18 protein-coding genes and 1 other annotated feature are annotated in these 23369 nt (G+C 35.7%); of the genes, 1 reads left to right on the forward strand and 17 read right to left on the reverse strand.

All coding sequences use genetic code 11. The features are described 5' to 3' along the window. Position 1: 1 nt before the first annotated feature. The 15 genes from ortB to hisS form a co-directional block, all read right to left on the reverse strand. A complete protein-coding gene (ortB, locus tag HZY91_RS03320; RefSeq protein ID WP_197114783.1) occupies positions 2–1414 on the reverse strand; it encodes a 2-amino-4-oxopentanoate thiolase subunit OrtB in 1413 nt (470 codons plus the stop codon). A gap of 5 nt (positions 1415–1419) precedes the next feature. After that, a complete protein-coding gene (ortA, locus tag HZY91_RS03325) occupies positions 1420–1713 on the reverse strand; it encodes a 2-amino-4-oxopentanoate thiolase subunit OrtA (protein WP_197114785.1) in 294 nt (97 codons plus the stop codon). A gap of 25 nt (positions 1714–1738) precedes the next feature. Then, complete coding sequence (gene ord / locus HZY91_RS03330; protein WP_197114786.1) at positions 1739–2797, reverse strand: 2,4-diaminopentanoate dehydrogenase; 1059 nt, start codon at positions 2795–2797, stop codon at positions 1739–1741. Positions 2798–2816: 19 nt separating this feature from the next. Beyond that, positions 2817–3890, reverse strand: a complete 1074-nt coding sequence (gene orr, locus HZY91_RS03335; RefSeq protein WP_197114787.1) for an ornithine racemase Orr — start codon at positions 3888–3890, stop codon at positions 2817–2819. Between the two features lie 47 nt (positions 3891–3937). Next, entirely contained in the window at positions 3938–5299 is a 1362-nt protein-coding gene (locus HZY91_RS03340) for an APC family permease (RefSeq protein WP_197114788.1), read from the reverse strand. A gap of 43 nt (positions 5300–5342) precedes the next feature. Beyond that, positions 5343–6242, reverse strand: coding sequence for a DMT family transporter (locus HZY91_RS03345; RefSeq protein ID WP_197114789.1), 900 nt, complete (start codon positions 6240–6242; stop codon positions 5343–5345). A gap of 256 nt (positions 6243–6498) precedes the next feature. Next, a complete protein-coding gene (locus HZY91_RS03350) occupies positions 6499–7197 on the reverse strand; it encodes a Crp/Fnr family transcriptional regulator (RefSeq protein ID WP_197114794.1) in 699 nt (232 codons plus the stop codon). Positions 7198–7374: 177 nt separating this feature from the next. Then, positions 7375–9066: an arginine--tRNA ligase gene (gene argS / locus HZY91_RS03355; RefSeq protein WP_197114796.1), complete on the reverse strand. Its 1692-nt coding sequence runs from the start codon at positions 9064–9066 to the stop codon at positions 7375–7377. A gap of 309 nt (positions 9067–9375) precedes the next feature. Then, the gene (gene arcC, locus HZY91_RS03360; protein WP_197114805.1) at positions 9376–10317 is read right to left on the reverse strand and encodes a carbamate kinase; all 942 of its coding nucleotides are present in this window, start codon (positions 10315–10317) and stop codon (positions 9376–9378) included. Between the two features lie 16 nt (positions 10318–10333). Then, entirely contained in the window at positions 10334–11671 is a 1338-nt protein-coding gene (locus tag HZY91_RS03365; protein WP_197114807.1) for a M20 family metallopeptidase, read from the reverse strand. Between the two features lie 16 nt (positions 11672–11687). Then, on the reverse strand, positions 11688–13184 hold the full coding sequence (locus HZY91_RS03370) for a YfcC family protein (RefSeq protein ID WP_197114809.1): 1497 nt from the start codon (positions 13182–13184) through the stop codon (positions 11688–11690). 81 nt (positions 13185–13265) lie between these two features. Beyond that, positions 13266–14273 (reverse strand): ornithine carbamoyltransferase, encoded by a 1008-nt coding sequence (argF, locus tag HZY91_RS03375; protein ID WP_197114811.1) that lies wholly within the window; start codon positions 14271–14273, stop codon positions 13266–13268. Positions 14274–14308: 35 nt separating this feature from the next. Continuing rightward, positions 14309–15532 (reverse strand): arginine deiminase, encoded by a 1224-nt coding sequence (gene arcA, locus HZY91_RS03380; protein WP_197114813.1) that lies wholly within the window; start codon positions 15530–15532, stop codon positions 14309–14311. 205 nt (positions 15533–15737) lie between these two features. Then, positions 15738–17519 (reverse strand): aspartate--tRNA ligase, encoded by a 1782-nt coding sequence (gene aspS, locus HZY91_RS03385; protein ID WP_197114815.1) that lies wholly within the window; start codon positions 17517–17519, stop codon positions 15738–15740. Continuing rightward, positions 17519–18841 carry a histidine--tRNA ligase gene (gene hisS / locus HZY91_RS03390; protein ID WP_197114817.1) on the reverse strand — a complete coding sequence of 441 codons (1323 nt, stop codon included), beginning with the start codon at positions 18839–18841 and terminating at the stop codon, positions 17519–17521. The genes aspS and hisS overlap by 1 nt, the downstream gene beginning before the upstream one ends. Positions 18842–18879: 38 nt before the next feature. Beyond that, positions 18880–19068: a binding site (T-box leader), on the reverse strand. Between the two features lie 195 nt (positions 19069–19263). Here hisS and HZY91_RS03395 point away from each other — a divergent pair. Beyond that, the gene (locus tag HZY91_RS03395) at positions 19264–20655 is read left to right on the forward strand and encodes an N-acetylmuramoyl-L-alanine amidase (protein ID WP_197114819.1); all 1392 of its coding nucleotides are present in this window, start codon (positions 19264–19266) and stop codon (positions 20653–20655) included. Positions 20656–20684: 29 nt separating this feature from the next. Here HZY91_RS03395 and dtd read toward each other — a convergent pair whose 3' ends face one another. Both dtd and HZY91_RS03405 read right to left on the reverse strand, forming a co-directional pair. After that, complete coding sequence (gene dtd, locus HZY91_RS03400; protein WP_197114820.1) at positions 20685–21137, reverse strand: D-aminoacyl-tRNA deacylase; 453 nt, start codon at positions 21135–21137, stop codon at positions 20685–20687. Positions 21138–21146: 9 nt separating this feature from the next. Then, on the reverse strand, positions 21147–23345 hold the full coding sequence (locus HZY91_RS03405) for a RelA/SpoT family protein (RefSeq protein WP_197114821.1): 2199 nt from the start codon (positions 23343–23345) through the stop codon (positions 21147–21149). Positions 23346–23369: the final 24 nt, after the last annotated feature.

Below are 23369 nucleotides of genomic sequence, written 5' to 3' on the forward strand. Positions count from 1 at the left end.
TTTAAACCCCCTCTTTTATTTCTTTAATAAGCAATTGAACCTCTTCAATTGTAGAATTAAGTTCCTCTGCAATGTATTCTAATTCTACATCAGATAAATCTTCTTCTGTTTGTGATAAGATATTTTTCACTCTCGATTTATAGACACGTTTAAGATCCATATCTCTTGCTTTTATCATGCCTGGATTTTCCGGTAGAATAATGCTTTCTCCTGGAACTTCATCATCTGGATTACCAAAATGAATATCAATGCCATTCTTTCTAGCAAATGAGAGTTGTGGTTGCACACTCTTGCCTGCTCCAGTATATTCGGTTTCTTGTACTAATATAATTTGTTCCTGATCCATCTCTTGAGCAAGAGCAAAAGCAGCAGCTAACGATGTATTACCTGCTGGACCTTTCTCCAAGCCTTCTAACCAGGCAAGGCTTTCTGTGATATAGAAAACTTCGCCTTGTTTCACTGTTACATAACGTTCCATATATCTGAATGGACGTGCAGCAGATCTTGGAACATCTGACCGATCTGGATTAGTTGAGAAAGGTACTCCAAATCCAGTATGACCCGTTGTAAAAGATTTACGATTAAAATCTTTATCAGATGCCATATGAAGTCCTTTTAAATCTACACTAGCAGCCACGATTTGACTCGAAGTATTGCCTGCTTTTCGTATTCCTCTAGCAGTTCCTGTTAAGTTACCTCCACCAGCATTCGTCACGACTACCACATCAGGTTGTTTTCCAATTTGATCATTAAATTGTTGGACTATCTCGTAACCTAGAGTCTCAACCCCAGCAATTCCAAATGGAGTATATAAAGAAGCATTAAAGTAACCTGTTTCTTCTATAATTTTCAAAAATTCATAAAATAATTCGGGGCCTACGGATAACTGAACAACTTCTGCACCTAATGCTTCACACTTACGAGCTTTTTCTACAATTTCTGGTTGACCAACTTGCTCTGAGTCAAAGCATTCTTGTACTACAATACATTTTAAACCTAACTTAGCTGCATGACAGGCTACTGCTGCGCCATAATTACCGCTGGTTGCAGTCACAACCCCTTCATAACCTAATTTTTTTGCATGATAACAAGATATAGAAGCCCGTCGATCTTTAAAAGAACCAGACGCATTACATGCCTCATCTTTAATAAAGATTCTAGCGCCTTTACCTTCTGGTGCATATTTACGAGCAAGTTTCGTAAGGTTTTTCAACTCAACAATTGGTGTATTCCCTACTCCTAACTCTAATTGGATCTTGCGCATCTCATCCATTTCATAACCAACTTCAGACATCATTGCTTCATAATCGAAGGCAGCCCCCTCTAATTCAAATTTTGAAAAATCAATTTGAAGAGAATTATTCATTATTTCGTTATTACGGCCCATTACCGCCTCATAAGACTTATCTAACAATTCACTTACACCTCTTCCATTTCTTTACTTAATTGCGAATGAATTTCTGTAATTTCAGGCACATATTCTCCAAACGAGTGATCAAAATAAGGTTGCTCCACTACCAGCTCCCCAACCACTTCACGACCCGTAACTGTGGTAATGTGGACCTCTTCTCCAATTTCACCATCATTATTTAGAAAGCCTTTTACCCACATCACTAATGGCACTTGTTTAGTATCTTCCGGAACTTGTGGAGCTCTTTCCGTAGGGGATAAAACGATATTTTTAATTTGTACCCATTCACCTTTTTTAGCCAATTAAATTCCTCCTGATCTTAAATAGTTATTTAACAATTTTTTTATTTTCTTTTATTTGTTCTCTAAAATCTCCTAAGATTGCATGTGGAATTGGTAAGTCGATCATTGTCACTACCCCTGCTTCTGAGTTAATAACTTTCGGAATCATATTAACTAACATTGCAATTGTTCCTAAACCACCTTCAATTTCAGGTGAATTAACCATATTTACCTTAGGTGTTCCATCAATAATAACGTAGTCTCCTGTATCAATTCCCACTTGTTCTGGTTCAATCTGTTGAGGATGATCCATTGTAAAGAATTCTTCCCCGTTTACCATCCCCTTAGCAGTCATTGCCACTCCTGCTACTGAGCCTGCTTTAGCTTCTCCATAAGGAGATTTCCGATCTACATCTGTTACAATAGCTTCCATTCCTGTTTCAAAATGTTCTAATTCCACTCCTAGTGCATCTGCCATCATTTGAACGGACTCTGCAAATCCAACATGTCCTGACATCTTACCAGCTGCCTTACGCTCTTCAAACTCCTCAACACTAATTCCAATCCCTTGTTCCTCCATAACGGCCGGACCAAATGGAGAAAGTGAATTAACACGACGAGACGTAATTTGTTTCACATCAACTAATGCTCCTGTCATGACTAATACTAATAGATCCATAATATGTCCTGGGTTAATCCCGGTTCCCAAAACAGTCACATCGTTTTCTTTTGCCAACTGGTCTAACTGCTCAGTTAATTCCGGACTCTGAGCTTTTGGATAAGCCATTTCTTCAGCACTCGAAATGACATTCATTTTATTTTCAATAATTTTTTTAATCTTATCAAAAGAACTTTCCACAAAAGAATCAGTACAAAGCACCACAATATCTGCATACTCAGGTTTGATATATTCTTCCACTGTTCCTACTTTGATATTTTCTTTTTCAGGGAATTCTTCTCCTAACACTTCAAAAAGAGGCTTTCCAACTTTATCCCCAATATCAATCGCCCCTACAATATCGACACCTTTTTTCTTCAATAAAGTTTTCGCTACACCTGAACCCATTGCCCCAATTCCCCAAATTACTACTTTTACATTTTCCATATATACTTCCTCCTATTTTTTAAATAAATTTTTTATCTACATATTGACTAGTAAAACATGACAATAATCCACCATAAGTTACATCAAATTCAACCATTCCTCCTATCTGATAATCCTCTTTTGCATTAGTAAAATCGATAATCGTATGGTCAGAGGAACTCCCAATAATTTGGAGTCGACTGTCTCTTGGTATCATATTCTGGTGACTAATATCTTGTCGTCCTATAGCAAGAATCCCTCTCCGCATTTCACCTTTATCTTCGAACACAGGCTTTTCCCCGAAAGCATCTTGACCACTATTTCCAATCGGTAAAGAAGGTTTATCTTTATATTCAATAATTTCAGCTTTTAAAGTAAAAACATTCTGATACATCTCTGCTATCCTTCTGCCAAAGGCCGTTTCAACACCTAAAACAAAAGCCTCACCAATTCTCAGCAAATTAATACCTTCTGGGATTCCTTCTGCTTGATCAAGTAAATATAATGAGCTAGAATTTCCACCTGAAATTAATTTAAGATCATAAGAAAAACGTTTTTTCACTTCTTGTTTATAATCAACTAGTTTTTGCAAAGTAACAGGTTCAGGTATAATCGCTCCATAGCAGGTAAGGTTAACCCCTAAACCTACTAACGAAACAGCTTCCATCTTCAATATTTCTTCTATATATTCCATCAATTGACTTGAGCTAAAGATACCTTCACGAAGATCACCCAGGTCTAGCATCAAAATAATTTGATGCACTTTTCCTAATTCACTTGCTTTTTGATCTAAGCGTCGAATGGTTTCTATCTCAGAATTTAAACTGATATCTGCAAATCGCACGACCTCCTCCGCTTCACTTAACATCGGAATTCTTAACAACATTTTTTCTTTTGTTAAATTGTTAGGATATGATTTTAAATTAGTTATTCTTGAATCTGCTAAAAAGGCTATTTCCTCTATTTCATTATAGATAGACACCAATTTAGGATGTGCACTAAAAACCTTTGTTACCGCAGCGATCGCAATTCCATTTTTTTGCAATTTTTTTGATAAGTACTCAAGATTATGTCTTAATTTCACAGTATCCGTCACGATGCAAGGTTGCACCATCTTTTCGCCCCCCTTTAAGCTCATTATAGCGCTTTCATTTTGTGTAACTATTCAGATTCGGAATAGTCAGCATTCAATTCCCTTTGATTCTGTCGCTTATGCTTAATCATTTGCAATAAATAATAAACGATGACAGCAATGATAATTCCTACTATAGCGATCAACACATTATTTAAAGAATCTGCTAAGATCATCCATAGACTAACGCCTATTGCCAAGATAGGAATAATCATTCCCCCAGGAACACGATATTGATCTTTAACACCTGGCAATTTCTTACGTAAAACTAATACAGAGTAACAAGTTGGAATATATTGGAAAAAGTAGAACACCACACTTAAACTTGCTAGCACTTCAAATGAGCCCGTCAAAGCAAAAAGAGCAGCTACAATTGCCGTTATAATAATTGCAACTTTTGGTGTTCCGTTTTTATCTTTATAAGCAATGATTTCAGGCAAGGCTCCACTATCTGCGATTGCTTCCAACATTCGAGGACTATGAGTAGAATCTCCAACATTTAATCCTGCAAGAGAAACAATAGCGGATATCGCAACGAACCAATAACCCCAAGGTCCTACAATTTTTGCAAAAGCTTCTTGAATAGGTGCCGATGAATCTAATAAATTCGGTCCTAACATAGAAATAGAAGTAGCAATCAATAAAATATAAATACTTGAAGTAATCAGTAAAGATACAATAATAGCAATAGGAACATTTTTCTTAGCATTTCTTATTTCCCCTGCTACTATTGGTAGAGATTCAAAACCGACAAAGGCATAAAAGACTGTCATCGCTGTACTGGCCATTGCTTTGGCTACTGAAGAACCTTCTGCTGTTTGAACAAAAGGTGTCCAATTACCTGCTTGAAATCCTCCACGAATAAAGAAAATTCCAATTACACCAACCAATACCATAGGAACAACTTTCGCAATAGTGACTGTAATTGTAAAAATCTTAACGGTTTTAATGCCAGCTAGATTAATAAAAGTCAAAAAGATAATGATAAGAACAGCTAATGGGGTTGTAAAAGGTGCTAAAACCGGAAAAGTGACCCCTAAAATTTCTGACAATCCACTAGCCGAAGCAGACCAAACTACAGTGACTGTAAACCAAGATAAGATTCCTATTACAAATGCTGTCTTCTCTCCAAAGCTGGCCCTGGCATATTGATAAGCGCCTCCATTCTTATCAAAATATCCCGCAACTTCAGCAAAACATAAGGCTAATAGAAATACCAGTCCCGTACATAAAGCCATAGCAATAATTGAAGCTGGTCCTAAATCAGCATAAATTGTTTTAGGTAATAGTAAGATACCACTTCCAAGGACAACATTTATTCCGTATAATATCGCCCCTCCTAAACCAAACTTAGCAGCTTCTGAAGGGCTGTAATTCTCTTTTGTTTTCATTTAATTCTCCTTTAATTTTGATCTAGCAACACACCAACCAATCCTACTTTCCCCCTTTACTTTCTTTTATGAACACTTTATTCTTTCTTGCAAGTGGAACTAATTCAACAATCAAGACACCTCCAATAATCAACATCGCCCCGATTAAAGTTCTGATAGTTGGATAGTCCTTTACAATCAAAATTGAAAAAAACATTCCAAAAATCGATTCCAACGACATAATTAAGACTGCCTCAGTTTCAGATGTAAATTGTTGTGAATAAGTTTGTAGTAAAAAAGCAATCATTGTACAAAATACTGCTAAATAAATGACAGTCATATTTGACTGATGGTTAGAAAAATCGAATGTTTGACCTTCGATCAAAGCTACTACATTCGCCAAAAATGCTGCCGTAATCATCTGAATCGAATTGATCACCAGCGGATCTTCTTGTTTCGCAAACATATCGGAAAACAAAATTTGCCAAGCGAAAAAGAAAGCAGAAATTAACGTCAACAAATCCCCGAGATTAAAAGCAGCTAACCGGCTAGTCATCGACATAACACCAATCCCAACTAGGGTTACTATTGCCCCCAAATAATCATAACTTTTAATTTTTCTTTTCATGACTGTAGCCGCTAAAAAAGGAACTAAAATCACATTGAAAGCTGTCAGAAATGCATTCTTAGTGGGACTAGTATAAAATAAGCCAACCGTTTGAAATATATAAGCCAAATACAAAACAATTCCTAATAAAACACCTTTTTTGATTACTAAAAAAGGAGCTGATAAAATTTTTGTTCTAAAAATAACTAGTAAACAGAGAGCCGCAATCGAATACCTCAGCGCTAATAGTTGGTATGGAGTAAAGGACTGCATTGCTAACTCGTTAAAAGCAAAACTTGACCCCCATATCATGGCCATAATTAAGAGGCCGATCCGTCCTTTATTAAGTTCTTTCATAAAGCACCCCCACACCACAAATTGATAACGCTTACAGATAGTTTATCCGTTTTTACTTAGATTTTTATTCATTCCCTGAATACTTACTATTCTCATTATTAATTAATGTTTAAACGTTTACAATTTCGAATAATCATTTTAGTATGATGTAAAGAGAAGGAATCTTTTTATTCTTTAGTTTCACTAAATATTTAGCATTATGCGTATTTAGGCATCAAAAAAAGACTAGAAAAAATTCTAGTCTTTTTTATTGCTATTATTCAAGCAAATTATCAAAATATTTCCAATCATGAAAAATAATCTTTTGTCTGGTAAAGGTTATTTTACCAGATAAATTTAATTCTTTGACGACTCTTCCTGCTGTCTCACGAGTTGTTCCAGCTACAATCGCCAATTCCATAATTGTTAAAGGATGCGGGATAATCATATAATCTCCCATTCGTTTTCCCATATCATACATCCAAATCGCCAGCGTCTGTATCACTCGAATACTTGCGCTCGAAACAGCTGTCATTTGAACGCGCTTTTCTAAGAAGTATTGGATACTTGCTAGATTCTGATACATATACTTTAATTGTTCAGAATTATTAAAGATAATACTCTCTATTATCTTCTTAGGAATAAAAATAATATCCAAATCAGTTGCAGCAAAAGCATCATAAATATGATGATCTTTAAAGAAGAATTCTCCATATGGAAAAAAGCTTTCCTCAGCAACATAATCTAAGTATCGATATTCCCCACTTTGATCAGCTCTCTCTAAACGAACTAATCCCTTAAAGAGGAAATAACTATAAATAATTGGATCTTCCCGAAAGAAAATAATTTGTCCCTTGGGAATATGATGGAATAAAGCTGAAGCCGTTATTTCATTGGCTTCTTCGATCGTTAAACGCGAAAAAAAATCATAAGTATACAATTGTTCAATGTAACCTTCAATATCACGATTGACCATAAAATCTCCCTTCTATCAAAAATTTACTGAACTGGATCCAATAATTATCTTGTATAGAAAGGAAACTTAAATAATGCCTATTAAGAATTGAAAGATTCCTTCTCTATCACGATAATATTTTTTTCATTATCTCATCTTTCAATTCTCTTTGCAATTTAGTATGATTAATAAATAAATTTACATTTTTTCAGGCGCAGCAATTCCTAATAAACTTAAAGCATCTTTTAAAACAATTGTAATAGCTTTAACTAATTGAATTCTAGATTCTAACTCTTCATTCTCATCTAAAATTCTAACTTTAGCGTAATATTTATTAGATAACTGCGCTAGAGAAATAGCGTACTTCGCAATTACTGAAGGCTCAAATTGTTCTGCTGCCCGAATGATAACTTCAGGATATTGTTGTAATAATTTCACAATTTCCCAACTATGTTCATCATTCAAGCGATATGGATGATCTGTAGCTACTTCTTTGCCGTATTTTCTTAAAATTGTATTCAAACGAGCATAAGTATATTGAATATACGGACCTGTCTCTCCTTCAAATTGGACAATATCATTCAAATTAAAATCAAACGTATTTTGACGGTCTGATTTTAAATCATGGAAGACAACCGCACCAACCCCTACTTGTTTAGCAATTTCATCTTTATTCTCAATATCTGGATTCTTAGCGGTAATTTGCTTATCCGCTATTTCAATCGCCTCTAATAAAACTTTTTCTAAAAGGACAATTTTACCTTTACGAGTCGATAATTTCTTACCGTTTAACGTAATCAAACCGAATGGAATATGGTGCATATCATCTGACCACTCATTCCCTAATTCTTTTAAGACAGCCTTCAACTGTTTAAAATGATCGCTTTGCTCATTCCCAACAACATACAAACTTTTGACAAAATCAAAAGTACGCTTACGATAATAGGCAGTGGCTAAATCACGAGTAAGATAAAGTGTAGCGCCATCAGATTTTTTGATTAAAGCTACTGGTAAATCATATTTACTTAAGTCAACAATTGTCGCTCCCTGCTCAATCTTAGATATTTTCTTCTCCTCTAATAAATCTAAAATTTCTCCCATCTTATCATTATAGAACGATTCACCTGTATAGTAATCGAAATTAATATTTAAGAGTTGGTAAACGCGTTTAAATTCATTAATTGATTCTTCTTTGAACCAATTCCATAGTTCAGTATATTCTGGATCTCCATCTTCCAACTTTTTAAAGGCTTGACGAGCTTGATCATCTAGCTCAGGGTTCTCTTCAGCTTTCTCGTGAAAATCAACATATAATTTAACTAATTCATTGACTGGATCTGACTTAACAGTCTCTTCATCTCCCCAACCCTTATAAGCAACAATCAACTTTCCAAATTGAGTTCCCCAGTCGCCAAGATGATTAATCCGAATTGGTTTATAATTTATCTTTTCTAAGATGAGGGCAATGGATTCTCCAAGTACTGTTGAACGAAGATGTCCCATCGACATAGGCTTAGCAATATTAGGTGAAGACATATCGATCGGAACATTCCCATTCTTTCCGATATCTGTTCTACCATAATCTTGTCCTTTTTCGATAATTTCCGCAATAACATTTTGAGCATGTTCTTCTCTTTTAATAAAGAAATTAATATAAGCTCCTACTACATTGATTTTTTCAAACAAATTAGAATCAATTTCTGCTGCTACTTTCTCTGCTATTAAATTAGGTGCCATACGATAAATTTTGGCTAAGGTAAATACCGGAAACGCATAGTCTCCATATTCACTATTACTTGGTTTTTCAATCAATTTATCAATTTCTTCTTTAGATAAATGCTCTGACAATTGGGCATACAAACTCTCTATAATTAAATCTTTTACTGACATGATTTTCTCTCCTTTTTTTCATAAAAAAACAGCCCCTAGAACGATGTTCTAGAGGCGTATTAACATACACGGTACCACTCTAATTCATTGCACAATTTTTGTACAATCTCTGCAACGATAACGTGTTGTTGACGTGGTAAACTACTAGTGATTTCATCTACCCAATATAAGAATGCGCTTCAACCATGGTTGTATCATCGGCTCCCATCATCCCGACTTGCTAAAGACCTTTCCATTGTCTACTCTTTCTCATTTCGTTTAATTATTAATTTTATTCATTATACCTTGGAAAAGAAAAGGAATCAAATGTTATTTTTCAACAATTGTTCCTGCATTTTCTTCAATCAATGCTTGTAAGTTTTCTAATGAAGTAATAACCGCTTTTCCTTCTGGACTATTTTCTACAAAGTTTATTACCGCTTCAACTTTAGGTAACATAGAACCAGGCGCGAACTGTTCTTCTTCAATATATTTTTTCAAATCAGAAACTTTAACATTTTCTAACTTTTCTTGGTTCGGCTTATTATAATTAACAAACACATAGTCAACACCAGTTAAGACAATAAACATATCTGCTCCCAAATCATTAGCTAGTTTCTGAGAAGCAAAATCTTTATCAATAACGGCCTCAACTCCTATTAACTTCCCATCTTCTTCAATCACAGGTACACCGCCACCACCAGTAGCCACCACAACATGGCCTGCTTCTACTAATGCTGAGATGGAGTCGATTTCCTTAATTGCAACCGGTTTTGGAGAGGCTACTACTTTTCGCCAACCACGTCCTGCATCTTCCTTAAAGGTTACTTGACTTTCTTCCATTTGCTTTTTAGCTTCTTCTTCCGTATAAAACGGTCCAATTGGTTTTGAAAGATTCTCAAAAGCAGGATCAGCTTTATCCACAATCACTTGGCTAACTAAACTAACTACTGACTTATCGATGTTTAATTTAGCCAATTCATTTTGCATCGCGTTTTGTAACCAGTAGCCAATACTTCCTTCTGTCATTGCTACTAGAGAATCAAGTGGAAATGCTGGGTTTTTCTCTGAATCAGCTGCGATATTCTGTAATAATAAATTCCCAACTTGAGGTCCATTCCCATGAGTAATAATTAATTCATCACCATTTTGAATTAATTTTACAAGATGTGATGCTGTCTGTTTCAATGCTTCTTTTTGTGCTTCGGCAGTTGGATCAGAGGATAGAATTGCATTTCCTCCTAATGCTACCACTATTTTACGTTTTGTCATAAATTACTTCCTTTCCTTATGATTTCGTTACTAAAGCCTTTAAGGCATGGGCATATATTTCCATTGTTTCATAGAAATTTACTAGCGGCATCTTTTCATCTACTTGATGCATAGTATCTGCTACACCTTCTTGAAGCGCTCCAAATGCCACACAATTTTTCATTGTTCTAGCAAAAGTGGCTCCACCTGAAGAAATCGGCTCTGTCATGTCCCCTGTTAAATCACGATATACCCTTAATAATGTCGTAATTAATTCAGAATCTAGAGGAACATAAAGTGAGGCCAAATAATCAAACTCTTCATACTTCAATTCCGATCCTTCAAGAGACTGACAGAGTGTCTTCACTAACTCTTCTTTATCAGCCGTTACTGGAATTCTTAAATCCATTGCTAATTTAGAAGTTTGATTATTCACTTCTAAACTTGCAACATTACAAGTCAATTTCCCTGAAGGCTCATCCTCAATCAAACCAAAGATATTTTGTCCATGCACATCATTGACAAAATTCTTCTTAACAAAGTCAAGAACTGGATGATCAAACCTTTCACTTAAAGCTTCTATTAGATGGACAAGTGCATTATCACCTTGATCTGCATCTTTAGAGTGCACAGATTTCCCATGAACGATCACTTTATTACCTTCTTTATCAACTTGGTAATGAGAATTTTCAAGATAGTCATAAACTTGTTCAACATCTTGACCTTCATACTCTGCTTTCGCAGGAACCACGTTCAATGCACCTTTATTATTTAACGTAAAATCATTTGATCCAGGTCCCGTAATATGCAACTGAAGTAATCCCTTTTCTGCATATGTTAGCGGAAATGCTGAGTCTGGCACAATCCCCATTGTCACTGCTTCTTCTTTTTCATTGTATTTATCCATACAACGCCATAAAGTTTCTTCATCCGTTCCAAAGATAAATCTAACTCTCTGATTCAATTGATAGCCTTGATCTAACAAAGCCTTTAGGGCATACAAAGCAGCGATACTTGGTCCTTTATCATCTTGGCTCCCCCGCCCATACAGGGCGTCCTTTTCAACGGTTAATTCAAAGGGTGGATAGCTCCAGTCATTCTCATTTTCAGCTGGAACAACATCTAAATGGCATAATACACCAAATAAATCTTCGCCCTCACCAATCTCAGCATAACCATAGTATCCATCTGGATCGATAAAAGTTTTCATTCCTAGTGACTCACATGTTGTTATCGCCTGTTCCAACATGTCTTGAATGGGTTGTCCAAAAGGGGTATTAGAATCATTCTCATCCAAAACAGATGGAATAGCAATCCAATCTGCTAATGCCTTTATGGCTTCTTCTTGAACTTGGTTTGTTAAAGTGTAATTCATGAACTACCTCTACCTCCTAAATTCCTAGATATGCACCTGCTAATAATAATACAATCGATAAGACAAATACTATAATAATCAAATTACGCATAAATTTCCACCAAACGCCTAAATCAATATTAGCAATTGCTAAAGCTCCCATTACTACACCTGATGTTGGAGTAATCAAGTTTACGATACCACAGGCTGCTTGATAGGCGGTAACAATAATACTCTCAGCAACTCCAGCAAACTGACCTAAAGGAGCCATGATTCCCATTGTAGCAGCAGCTAGACCTGATGTTGAAGGAATTAAGAATGACATTGGAATATAGAACAAGAACGTTAAAGTCGTAAAGACTCCTTTGGATAATCCGGCAAGACTTTGCTCTCCCCAGTGTAGAACAGTAGCTGTAATTTGGCCATCATTCATTACAACTTGAATACCACGCGCAATCGCACAAATTAAGGCTACGGAAATAAGATCATTAACACCCTCAAGGAAAACTTCCACAAAGCGGCCTTCATTAATTCCATAGAAGGCAGCAATCACAATTGACATTAATAGGAAGAGGGCAGAGATTTCTACTAAATACCAAGTACCAAATGGAGGAATTGATTTCCCAATCAAATGACCAACGACTGGTAAAGCTAGAATCCGTTCATTAAGCGTGTTAAAGAAAGTCCAATTTTCTCTTAAGTCAGCCCATGGAATCAGAGACAAAATCATCAGTACAAAAGTTAAAGCGAATAACCATAATACTATTTTTTGTTTACCAGTAGGTGCTGGTATGTCCTCTTTAGAAGACCATTTTGCTTTATCAGCTTCTATTTGATCCGCAATCAACGAATTTTTAGGATTTTCTTTCACACGATTGGCATATCTAGATACATATAATGCTCCAATTATATAAGTAACAATTAAAAAGATCACCCGTAACACAATTCCATCAGCGGTACTGATTCCAGCCATATCAGAAGCAATCACAGTTGCAAAAGGATTGACAGTAGAAGAAAGAACTCCTAAACCTGACCCCACTAGAACAACAGCTACTGCCACTAAGGCATCCATTCCAACTCCAACCATTAAAGGAATCAATAAAGGATAGAAGGCCATGGTCTCTTCAGCCATACCATAAGTAGATCCTCCAAGAGCAAAAACTGCCATTAAAATCCATATTAAAACATTGGTATTTTTGCTATTTTTAATCATCGCAGCGATTCCAGAATCAATGGCTCCCGTTTCATTTACCACTCCAAGGAAGCCACCCACCATAAGGATAAATAAAGCAACTTCAACAGCACCCGGTGTAGTCTCTGTTCCTAGAAATCCTCGTATTGGGGCAGAAAATAAGTCCCAAATACCTTGAGGAGTTCTTTTGACAGCTTCATAAGTACCTGCAATAAAGTTTCCATCTGCATCAGTTTGATAAATTCCAGCTGGAATTAACCAAGTTAATACCGCCACAAGAGCGGTTAAAATAAATAACATTGTAAATGCATTAAGCATTTTTCTCTTCTTCGGCTCAGACATTTTGTTTTCCTCCTTAAATATCAAATATCCGGCCGTAGTTCACGACCACAACCGGATAAAATGTCTACTCTAAATTTTTTATTATACTTTTGGGATAAATAAGTTACCGTTTGTAGCAGCCATAATCGCTTTGATTGAGTGCATACGGTTTTCAGCTTCTTCAAATTGGCGAGCATGTTTTTCATCACGGAATACTTCATCAGTAACTTCCATTTCTTTTACGCCGAATTTTTCTGCCATTTCAGCACCATATTTAGTTTCAGTATCATGGAAAGCTGGTAAACAGTGTAAGAAGATGTAGTTTTCATTTTCAATTAAATCAGTTAATTCTTTATTAATTTGGTATGGTTTCAAAAGATTGATACGTTCTTCGAACTTATCTTCTTCACCCATTGATACCCAAACATCTGTATAAAGAACGTCAGCATCTTTAACAGCTGATTTAATATCAGAAGTTACAGTAACAGTTGATCCAGATTCTTTAGCAAATTTCTCTGCATAATCAATCACTGATTGTTCAGGGAATAATTCTTCTGGAGAAGCAATTGTAACTGATACACCTAGCATAGAACCTGTCACTACTAAAGAGTTAGCCATGTTGTTACGTCCATCACCACAGTAAACTAATTTTAATCCTTTTAATTTACCGAATTCTTCTTTAATAGTCATGAAGTCAGCGATCATTTGTGTTGGATGCCATTCATCTGTTAAACCATTCCATACCGGAACACCAGAATATTTAGCTAATTGTTCCACGTGATCTTGGCTGAAACCACGGAATTCAATACCATCAAACATGCTTCCAAATACTTTAGCAGAATCTTCTACGGATTCTTTTTTACCTAATTGAATATCATTTGCTCCCATGAATTCTGGATAAGCACCTAAATCGTTACAAGCAACCGTAAATGCTGAACGTGTACGAGTAGATGATTTTTCAAATAATAAACAAATGTTTTGACCTTTTAAATATTCATGTGGAATATTACGTTTTTTAAGATCTTTTAAATGAATACTAAAGTCGATTAAGTATTCAATTTCTGCTGGTGTAAAATCTACTTCTTTTAATAAACTACGTCCTTGGAACATTCTTCCAACCCCTTTTTGTTTTGATTTTAGTAAAATTAGATATCTTCACGTACTAATGGCATTGACATACAACGTGGGCCACCACGACCGCGAACTAATTCCCCGCCTTTAACTTTGATTAATTGTAATCCAGCGTCTTCTAACAATTGGTTAGTAATAACGTTACGGTCATAAACGACTACAACACCTGGTGCAATTGTTAAAGTGTTAGATCCATCATTCCATTGTTCACGAGCAGCACCCACGATTTCTCCACCAGCACATGGAATTAATGTTACTGATTCGATTCCTAATGCTTCAGCTAATACATCAGCTAATTTAGTTGAATCTTTCTCTTCAATAACGATTTCTCCGTTTTCGCCTGGTTTTAATGATAATACACGCAATCCAGCTTCGATTTCTGGATGAATAGTGAATTTATCATAATCAACCATTGTAAATACTGTATCTAAGTGCATAAATTTACGATTATTATCGATTAAGAAAGCTAATACTTCTTTGAATGCACCTGCTTCAAATAAACGTTTCGCAACTTTTTCGATTGAGCGAGCATCTGTACGCTGAGAAACCCCAACAGCAAGAACATCTTTAGATAATACTAATTCATCTCCACCTTCGATACGAGTATCTTCATCGCGAGAATAGTATTTAGTTACTTTATCTCCACCATATTCTGGATGGTAAGTGAAGATATAGTGTCCATAAATAGTTTCACGGTTACGAGTATCCGAATACATATGGTTGATTGTTACACCGTTAGCCATTGTTGCAAATGGGTCACGAGTAAAGTATAAGTTTGGCATTGGATCTACCAATAATGGGTAATCTGATTCTAAAAGGTCAGCCAATGAATTTAAGTGTTCAGTATTAATTTCTGATTTTTTGAAACCTTCCATCGTTTTTAAAACCATTTCGAAAGTATCCATCGCCATCAATTTTTCTTTAACAATTGCTTTAACGTTTTCAGAAACGATTCCTGATTCTTCAATCCATTCTGTAATGAATTGTTCTTTAACATCCCCTGCATCAATAGCTTCAGCTGCTAACTTTTCTAAGTAAACAACTTCTACCCCTTGATCTTCCAAAGCTTTAGCAAAAGCATCGTGCTCTGCTTGGGCTTCTTCTAAGTAAGGAATGTCATCAAAAAGTAAACGATCCAAATAGTCTGGCATTAAATTCTCTAATTCTTTACCAGGTCTATGCAGTAATACTTTCTTCAAACGTCCGATTTCAGAAAAAACATGTATGCTCTCTGTCATCTTATTACCTCCTTCATATTATGAATTCATTATACCCCAGACCGGAAAGCGCTTCCGTTAAATTGATCACCTTACAAACAAAAAGTATCGACATTCTAAATGTGATATTCGTCACAATTATTATTTTATGGTCAAATTGCTCTCAATAATACTCAAACACCTTCATAAAATTTATCTTGCGAAGGTGTTTCTTGTAAAATTTAAATTATAGATCTTTTTTAGGCATTCTAACCATTAAATGAAGGTCATCTAATTGATCTTTGGCCACATAGCTTGGGGCATCCGTTAATAAGTCTTGTCCTCGTCCCGTTTTAGGAAAAGCAATTACTTCTCGGATATTTGGTTCTTGAGCCAAAATCATCACCAAACGATCTAAACCTAGAGCAATTCCACCATGTGGAGGAAACCCGAATTCGAGTGCATTCAATAAAAAACCAAATTGTTTTTCAGCTTCTTGTGGAGTAAAACCTAATAATTCAAACATTTGATCTTGCATATCTTTCGTATGAATTCTTAAAGAACCGCCGCCAATTTCATAGCCATTCAAGACAATATCATAGGCATTTGCTCGCGCATTCGCAGGGTCAGCTTTTAATATTTCTGGATCAGGATTTTGTGGCGAAGTAAAAGGATGATGCATCGCAACATATCTTCCCGCTTCTTCATCATATTCAAATAATGGCCAATCTGTCACCCATAAAAATGCTAATTCTTCCGGATCATATAATTGATGCTTTTTAGCTAAATACACCCGCAATGCACCTAATGAATCGGCAACTACTTCTTTTTGGTCAGCCATAAAGAAGAGTATATCCCCTACCTCTGCATTCATCTTTTCTTTAATCACTGCCTGATCTTCTTCAGACATAAACTTGGCGATAGGCCCATTGAAACCTTCCTCCAGCACTTTAGTCCACGCTAAGCCTTTAGCTCCATATGGTTTAACAATATTAAACAAATCATCGGCTATTTTCCGCGTATATTCATCGGCCTTGGCTTTTAAATTGATTGCCTTAACTTGCCCACCATTAGCTACAGCATTTTTAAACACACCAAATTCGGTCGTCATTGCAAAATCTGAAAGATCAATCAATTTCATTTCAAAACGAATATCTGGTTTATCTGATCCATACTCTGCCATTGCTTGATCATAAGTCATTGTTGGAAATGCTTCATTGATTTCAATCCCTCGGCTAGCTTTCACCACTTCTTTCAACATTGCTTCTGCCCCGGCCTGAATTTCTTCTTGACTTAAAAAGCTCGTTTCAATATCGACCTGAGTAAACTCTGGTTGACGGTCTCCTCGTAAATCTTCATCACGAAAACATTTAACAATTTGATAGTAACGATCAAAACCTGCACCCATTAATAATTGCTTAAATAATTGCGGTGATTGAGGTAAAGCAAAAAATTTCCCTGCTTCTTTTCTTGTTGGAACAAGATAATCACGGGCTCCTTCCGGAGTTGATTTGGTTAACATGGGAGTCTCTACGTCAATAAAACCTTCCTTGTCTAGAAAATTACGAATTGTTTGAGTGACAGTATGTCTTAAACGGATATTTGCTTGTACTTTTGGACGGCGTAAGTCTAACATCCGATTTTTCAAGCGAACTTCTTCATCAATTTCTATATCATCTTCAATATAAATCACAGGTGTTTTGGCTTTTGAGTAGAGAATAATTTGTTCTGCATAAACTTCATATTTTCCCGTCTTAATGTTTGGATTTATCTGATCTTCAGCTCGAAAATCTAACTTGCCTGTTATTTCAATGACATATTCTGAGCGAAGTCGGTCAGCAGTATGAAAATCTTCACTAGACAAATTAGCCGCATTAAATACTACCTGACATATTCCTTCACGATCCCGTAAGTCAACAAAAATAACTCCCCCAAGATCACGTCTCTTTTGAACCCAACCTTTCAATGTAACCTGTTGACCTACCAATTCTTCATTTACTAAACCACAATATACTGTTCGTTTTGCCACTATTCTTCACCTCTAAAATATTTATCAATTATTGTTGTATCAACGGTTAATTTGCGGAAATTTCCTGAAAAATCATTTAATAATTGTTCAAGCTCCATACTGGTTTGTTTACCAGTCTCTTGATTTTTAATCCTAATTATTTTTTGCGTCACTTCTTTCGCTCCAACCGTCATTACTAACTTTGCTTGAAGTTTATCTGATGTTTTAAATTGAGATTTCATACTTCTGCCTAAAAAATCTCTTTCTGCAATTAATCCTTCTTGGCGAGCTGCCTGAACTAATACCTGAGCTAATTGATTAGCTTCTTCTCCAAGACACAAAACATACACATCAACAGGTTCATAGGTTGGAATCTCAATTTTTTGTTTATCAATCAATATCATCAATCGCTCTAAACCTATCCCAAAACCAAACGCAGACTTTTGAGGACCCCCCAGTTGCTCTACTAAGCCGTTATAACGCCCTCCACCACAAATCGTCGATTGAGCACCAATCGCATCATCTGTCACTAATATCTCAAAAATAGTATCCTGATAATAATCTAAACCTCGAACCACCTTATCATTAACGACATATGGTATGTCTAACAAAGTGAGCATCTCTTGTACTTCACTAAAATGCTTCTTACTTTCCTCAGAAAGAAAATCTAAAATACTCGGCGCTTCCTTAACAAGTACTTTATCTTTCTGATCTTTTGAATCTAAGACTCTTAAAGGATTTTCATGAAGACGTCGCTGCGAATCTTCACTTAATTCCATCAAGTGTGGTTCAAAATATTCAATAAGTGCCTGACGATAGGCTTGACGATCTTCTGCACGACCTAATGAATTGATTTGAATTGAGAGATTCTTTAAACCTAATTCCTGAAAAAACTGCCATGCCAAGGCAATAACCTCTACATCTGTCGCAGGATTATCTGAACCAAATACTTCCACACCGATTTGATTAAACTGTCTTTGCCTTCCAGCTTGTGGACGCTCATAACGAAACATGGGACCTATGTAATAAAGTTTCAAAGGTTGGCTGTGCTCTGGTCCAAATAATTTGTTTTCAATATATGAACGCACCACCCCAGCTGTCCCTTCAGGTCGTAAGGCGATGTGTCTCTCGCCTTTATCGTAAAAATCATACATTTCCTTAGAGACAATATCGGTCGTATCTCCTACTGAACGAGAATAAAGATCAAAAGACTCAAAAAAGGGTGTTCGGATCTCTCGAAATAGGTATTGATCAAATAGATCCCTTGCTAAATCTTCTACATATTGCCAACGATAAATATCTTGAGGTAGTATATCCTCAGTGCCTTTCATCTTTTGAATCATAAAAAATCCTCCTAAATAAAAAAACGTCCTAGCTTTCGCTATAGGACGTGTAAACGTGGTACCACCTAAATTTGTAACAACTGTTACCTTTATAATCTTAACGCAATTAACGGGATAACTTTTCATTATCCTTCTCCATAGTGTCTTCATTAAATTATGTAATGTTCTCAGCATTTCATTACTCTCTGTTGCTTAATTTAATTACTTGGCTATTTCATAGAATTCCTCTATATTGGTTTCAGATTACTTAATCTTTAATAGAAAGTCAAGACAAATCTTATAAGAGGAAAATCAGAAAAATTAATGTTAAAATGTAGTATCACCAATATTACTATTAGGTAACAAGATCAAGATGATTTGATTATAATGAATAAATTTGATTATAATTAATTTAATCGAATGTTATTGGAAGGAGTATCAGCGTGCAAAGATCAGTTCAAACCCCCTATCACAAAATCTTCAATCGTCGAACACTTCCTCCATTATTCTTTGTTATGACACTACTGATTACATGTATTGGTTTTTATTATTTAACTAATTTCCACTACCTGATCATCGAACGCCCTGGAGTTGTTGTAAGATCAAGAGCTGCTACTAATTCTGAAGGCTTGTCAACTATACCTGAGGGAAGTAAGGTTTCTCAATTAGCCCACTCAAATAACTGGATTAAAGTTAGATACGATGGCTCTCTTGAAGGCTGGATTCCAGAATGGTTACTGAAAGATACTCATCTTCAATCAGATAATGCGATTACGGCTGAATTTACTAAACAAACCCCTGTCTATCAAGAAGCAGACGACAAAGCCGACCCGATTACAACAATCCCTTCACAGAGCTATATTCCTATTAACTACGAAGGACAAGGTTGGAGTCAGATTACATACGAAGGAGAGCCTGTCTTCGTAAAAACAGAAGATATTACGATCCGCTCGACACCAGACGTGGAAACCAAACTTTCACAAGAAAAAGAAAAAAAATTATCTGAAGAAGCTCATCAAAAACAAGTAGAAGAATTATCTAATATTGCAATCATGCGAAAAGATAATGAATTTCTATATGAAGAAGCAAGTATTGATTCTGCTGTTGTCTATGCCACAGAATATCAGCAAGAATTTACTATTATCGATTCTGTGTCTAACGATGAAGGAATAGACTTTTATCTTGTAGAAGATTTATATGGTGTTAGAGGCTATATCAATCAACTTGCGATTTCAGAACCCGTTTATTCTATTGATCATCGAAGCGAACCTATTAATCGTAATTTAGCTAACGCCACTATTGTTTTAGACCCTGGTCATGGTGGAGAAGACCCTGGAACAATTTCTCTCGACCAAAAACATTACGAAAAAAATTATGTCTTACCCACTGCCATGACACTCAAAAATACCTTAGAAGCGCTAGGCGCTAAAGTTATAATGATTCGTTCAGAGGATGTCTTTGTTGATCTTGCTGAAAGAGTTGCCATTAGCAATGAATCAAAAGCGGATCTATTTATTTCAATTCACTTTGATTCATCTTATGATACTAGCTTTAGAGGGATTACAACCTACTATTATCACCCAGATGATGACAAATTTGCTTATGCCTTAAACAGTGGTTTAGCAGAGTTAGACCACCCAAATCAAGGGGTACAATTTGGAAACTATCAAGTTATCAGAGAAAATAATCTTCCTTCACTGTTATTGGAACTCGGCTACATCACCAATCAAGAAGACTTGTCTTTAATGCAAACTTCTGAGTACCAGCAAGAGCTAGCTGATGGTATCGCCAACGGTTTAGTCAATTATTTCGATCAAATTAATTTAGTTCAATAAAAAAAGAAAGGAGTACGCTCCTTTCTTTTTTATTGCCGATTGGCTATGCTATCCAAAATGATCGTGACAGGACCATCGTTTTGGAGGGAAACATTCATATGGCTACCAAAGTTACCTATTTGGACTTCATAACCATACGATCGCAATTGATCATTGAAATACTCGTATAGTTCATTTGCTATTTCGGGATCACAAGCTTCTGTAAAACCAGGACGATTTCCCTTCTTCGTTACAGCATAAAGTGTGAATTGACTGACAGATAATATTTGCCCATTAATTTGATCCAGAGAGAGATTCATCTTTCCATCTTCATCTTCAAAAAGACGCATTTTCGCAATCTTCCGTGCACAGTAATCACACTCTTCATGATCATCTCCATGAGTAAATCCTACCAAAAGCACATAACCTTTTTTTATTTCACCTACTACTTCTCCTTCAATTGTTACCTTAGCTTCCTTTACTTTCTGAATAATAACTCTCATACTCTCTCCTTAATTAGAAATTCGATTCACCTCATAAACATCAGGAATATTTTTTAACTTGATCATTAAATCATTTAATTGTTTTGTATTAGAAATTGCAACTTTTAAAGTAACAGTTGCCTGACTATCCTGATCAATACGACCGTTAACATTTTTCAAATTTTTAACCGTATGATTGACAACATGAAGAATATCGTTGATCAATCCGGAACGATCAAAGCCGATAATTTGTAATTCTGTCTCATATTCATCATAGAATTGTTTATGTTCTTCCCAACCTACGTGGATCGTACGATTTTTTAAATCTGATTCACTCTTTAAATTTGAGCAATCTGCACGATGGACTGAAATACCTCTTCCACGAGTAATATAACCTACAATTTCATCTCCAGGCACTGGACTACAGCAACGACTCAAACGAATCATTAGATTATCGACACCTTCAACGACTACCCCGCTCTCATGCACAGTCCGACTTTGTTGTTTTTCATCTGTCGATTTAGAAACAACATTCTGAGTACTTTCTTCCTGGTCTTTATCTTCACGAATTCCTAGATAATTCAATATATTATAAACAGAAAGTTCCCCAAATCCAATCGCTGCATATAAGTCTGTCATGGCATTAAAATTAAAACGTTCTAACAATTCTTTCTCTTGGTGTTTCTTTATTAAAGATTTAATACTAGTGCCTTGCTCTTTTAATGATTTTTCAAGCATTTGTTGGCCTAGTTCACTATTTCTCTCTCGCTCTTGTAGTTTAAAATATCGCTTAATCCGATTACGAGCTTTCGAAGTCTTCGTATATTTTAGCCAATCTCGACTAGGCCCATTCGAATTAGAATTGGTTAGTATTTCAACAATATCCCCATTTTTTAAACGATAATTCAAAGGAACAATATTTCCATTAACTTTTGCACCAATTGTCTTGTTCCCTATTTCAGTATGAATGTGAAAGGCGAAATCAATCGGTCCAGATCCCGCTGGTAATTCAAAAACATCTCCTTTTGGTGTGAAAATAAAAACTTGATCTTTAAAAACATCTTCTTTGATAAATTCCATAAATTCACTTGCATCATCTGCATCATCTTGATATTCAACAATATCTCTAAACCATTTAAGTTGTTTTTGAATATTATCTTCAGGTTGTTGCTCAATAGTTCTGCCTTCTTTATAAGCCCAATGAGCTGCTAAACCATATTCTGCTACCTCATGCATATGAAAAGTTCTAATTTGTACTTCTACAGGTTTTCCTTGAGGTCCAATCACAGTTGTATGAATAGATTGATACATATTTGCTTTAGGCATGGCGATATAATCTTTAAATCGACCAGGCATTGGCTTCCATTTAGTATGTATCACTCCTAATACACCATAACAATCTTTAATAGAATCCACTAGAACCCGAACAGCTAAAAGGTCATAAATATCATCAAAAGCTTTATTCTGATCCATCATCTTCCGATAAATTGAATAAATATGTTTAGGTCGACCATAAACTTCTGCTTCCATATCCAATTCAGAAATCGAATGATTTATCTCCTCAATTACAACTTGAATATATTCTTCTCGTTCTGTCCGTTTAGCATCCATCTGGTTGACAATATCATAATAAGCATCTGGTTTAATATAACGGAGTGAAATATCTTCCAGCTCCCATTTAATAACACTCATACCAATTCTTTCAGCTAGAGGAGCATAAATTTCCAAAGCTTCTTGTGATTTTTCAATTTGCTTCTGGGGTTTTTGATACTTTAGCGTTCGCATGTTGTGAAGTCTGTCAGCTAACTTCACCATCACCACACGAATATCTTTTGCCATTGCCAAAAGCATTTTGCGATGATTCTCTGCTAATTGTTCAGCCTTACTTTGAAATTTAAATTTTCCTAGCTTAGTAACACCATCTACTAAAAAAGCGACCGATTCAGAAAACTCTTCTTCTATATCTGCTAAACTATAGTCAGTATCTTCTACAACATCATGAAGAAAACCTGTGGCAACTGTATCAGGATCTAATTTGATCTTAGCTAAGATTCCAGCAACTTGAATTGGGTGGTTAATATAGGCATCTCCGGATAATCTCATCTGCCCCTCATGGGCTTTAGTCGCAAAATCTAAAGCTTTACTGACAAAAGCAAGATTTCGCTCATTCATATATTCTGCACACAAGTCGATAACGTCGTTACCGGTAAATACCTCGTTCCTTCCCATCAACTCACCCCTCTACATTTTCTT

It is taken from the genome of Facklamia lactis (assembly GCF_015863205.1).
In the GTDB taxonomy this organism is placed as follows: Bacteria; Bacillota; Bacilli; order Lactobacillales; family Aerococcaceae; genus Facklamia; species Facklamia lactis.

Excerpts from the sequence above, each read along its gene's own strand:
- ord (WP_197114786.1), bottom strand. The coding sequence starts at position 2,797 with ATGGAAAATGTAAAAGTAGTAATTTGGGGAATTGGGGCAATGGGTTCA.
- argF (WP_197114811.1), bottom strand. The coding sequence starts at position 14,273 with ATGTTCCAAGGACGTAGTTTATTAAAAGAAGTAGATTTTACACCAGCA.
- HZY91_RS03405 (WP_197114821.1), bottom strand. The coding sequence starts at position 23,345 with ATGGGAAGGAACGAGGTATTTACCGGTAACGACGTTATCGACTTGTGT.
- hisS (WP_197114817.1), bottom strand. The coding sequence starts at position 18,841 with ATGATTCAAAAGATGAAAGGCACTGAGGATATACTACCTCAAGATATT.
- argS (WP_197114796.1), bottom strand. The coding sequence starts at position 9,066 with ATGTCAGTAAAAGATTTAATTATAGAGAGTTTGTATGCCCAATTGTCA.
- HZY91_RS03345 (WP_197114789.1), bottom strand. The coding sequence starts at position 6,242 with ATGAAAGAACTTAATAAAGGACGGATCGGCCTCTTAATTATGGCCATG.
- arcC (WP_197114805.1), bottom strand. The coding sequence starts at position 10,317 with ATGACAAAACGTAAAATAGTGGTAGCATTAGGAGGAAATGCAATTCTA.
- arcA (WP_197114813.1), bottom strand. The coding sequence starts at position 15,532 with ATGACAGAGAGCATACATGTTTTTTCTGAAATCGGACGTTTGAAGAAA.
- HZY91_RS03370 (WP_197114809.1), bottom strand. The coding sequence starts at position 13,184 with ATGTCTGAGCCGAAGAAGAGAAAAATGCTTAATGCATTTACAATGTTA.
- orr (WP_197114787.1), bottom strand. The coding sequence starts at position 3,890 with ATGGTGCAACCTTGCATCGTGACGGATACTGTGAAATTAAGACATAAT.
- HZY91_RS03365 (WP_197114807.1), bottom strand. The coding sequence starts at position 11,671 with ATGAATTACACTTTAACAAACCAAGTTCAAGAAGAAGCCATAAAGGCA.
- HZY91_RS03350 (WP_197114794.1), bottom strand. The coding sequence starts at position 7,197 with ATGGTCAATCGTGATATTGAAGGTTACATTGAACAATTGTATACTTAT.
- dtd (WP_197114820.1), bottom strand. The coding sequence starts at position 21,137 with ATGAGAGTTATTATTCAGAAAGTAAAGGAAGCTAAGGTAACAATTGAA.
- HZY91_RS03340 (WP_197114788.1), bottom strand. The coding sequence starts at position 5,299 with ATGAAAACAAAAGAGAATTACAGCCCTTCAGAAGCTGCTAAGTTTGGT.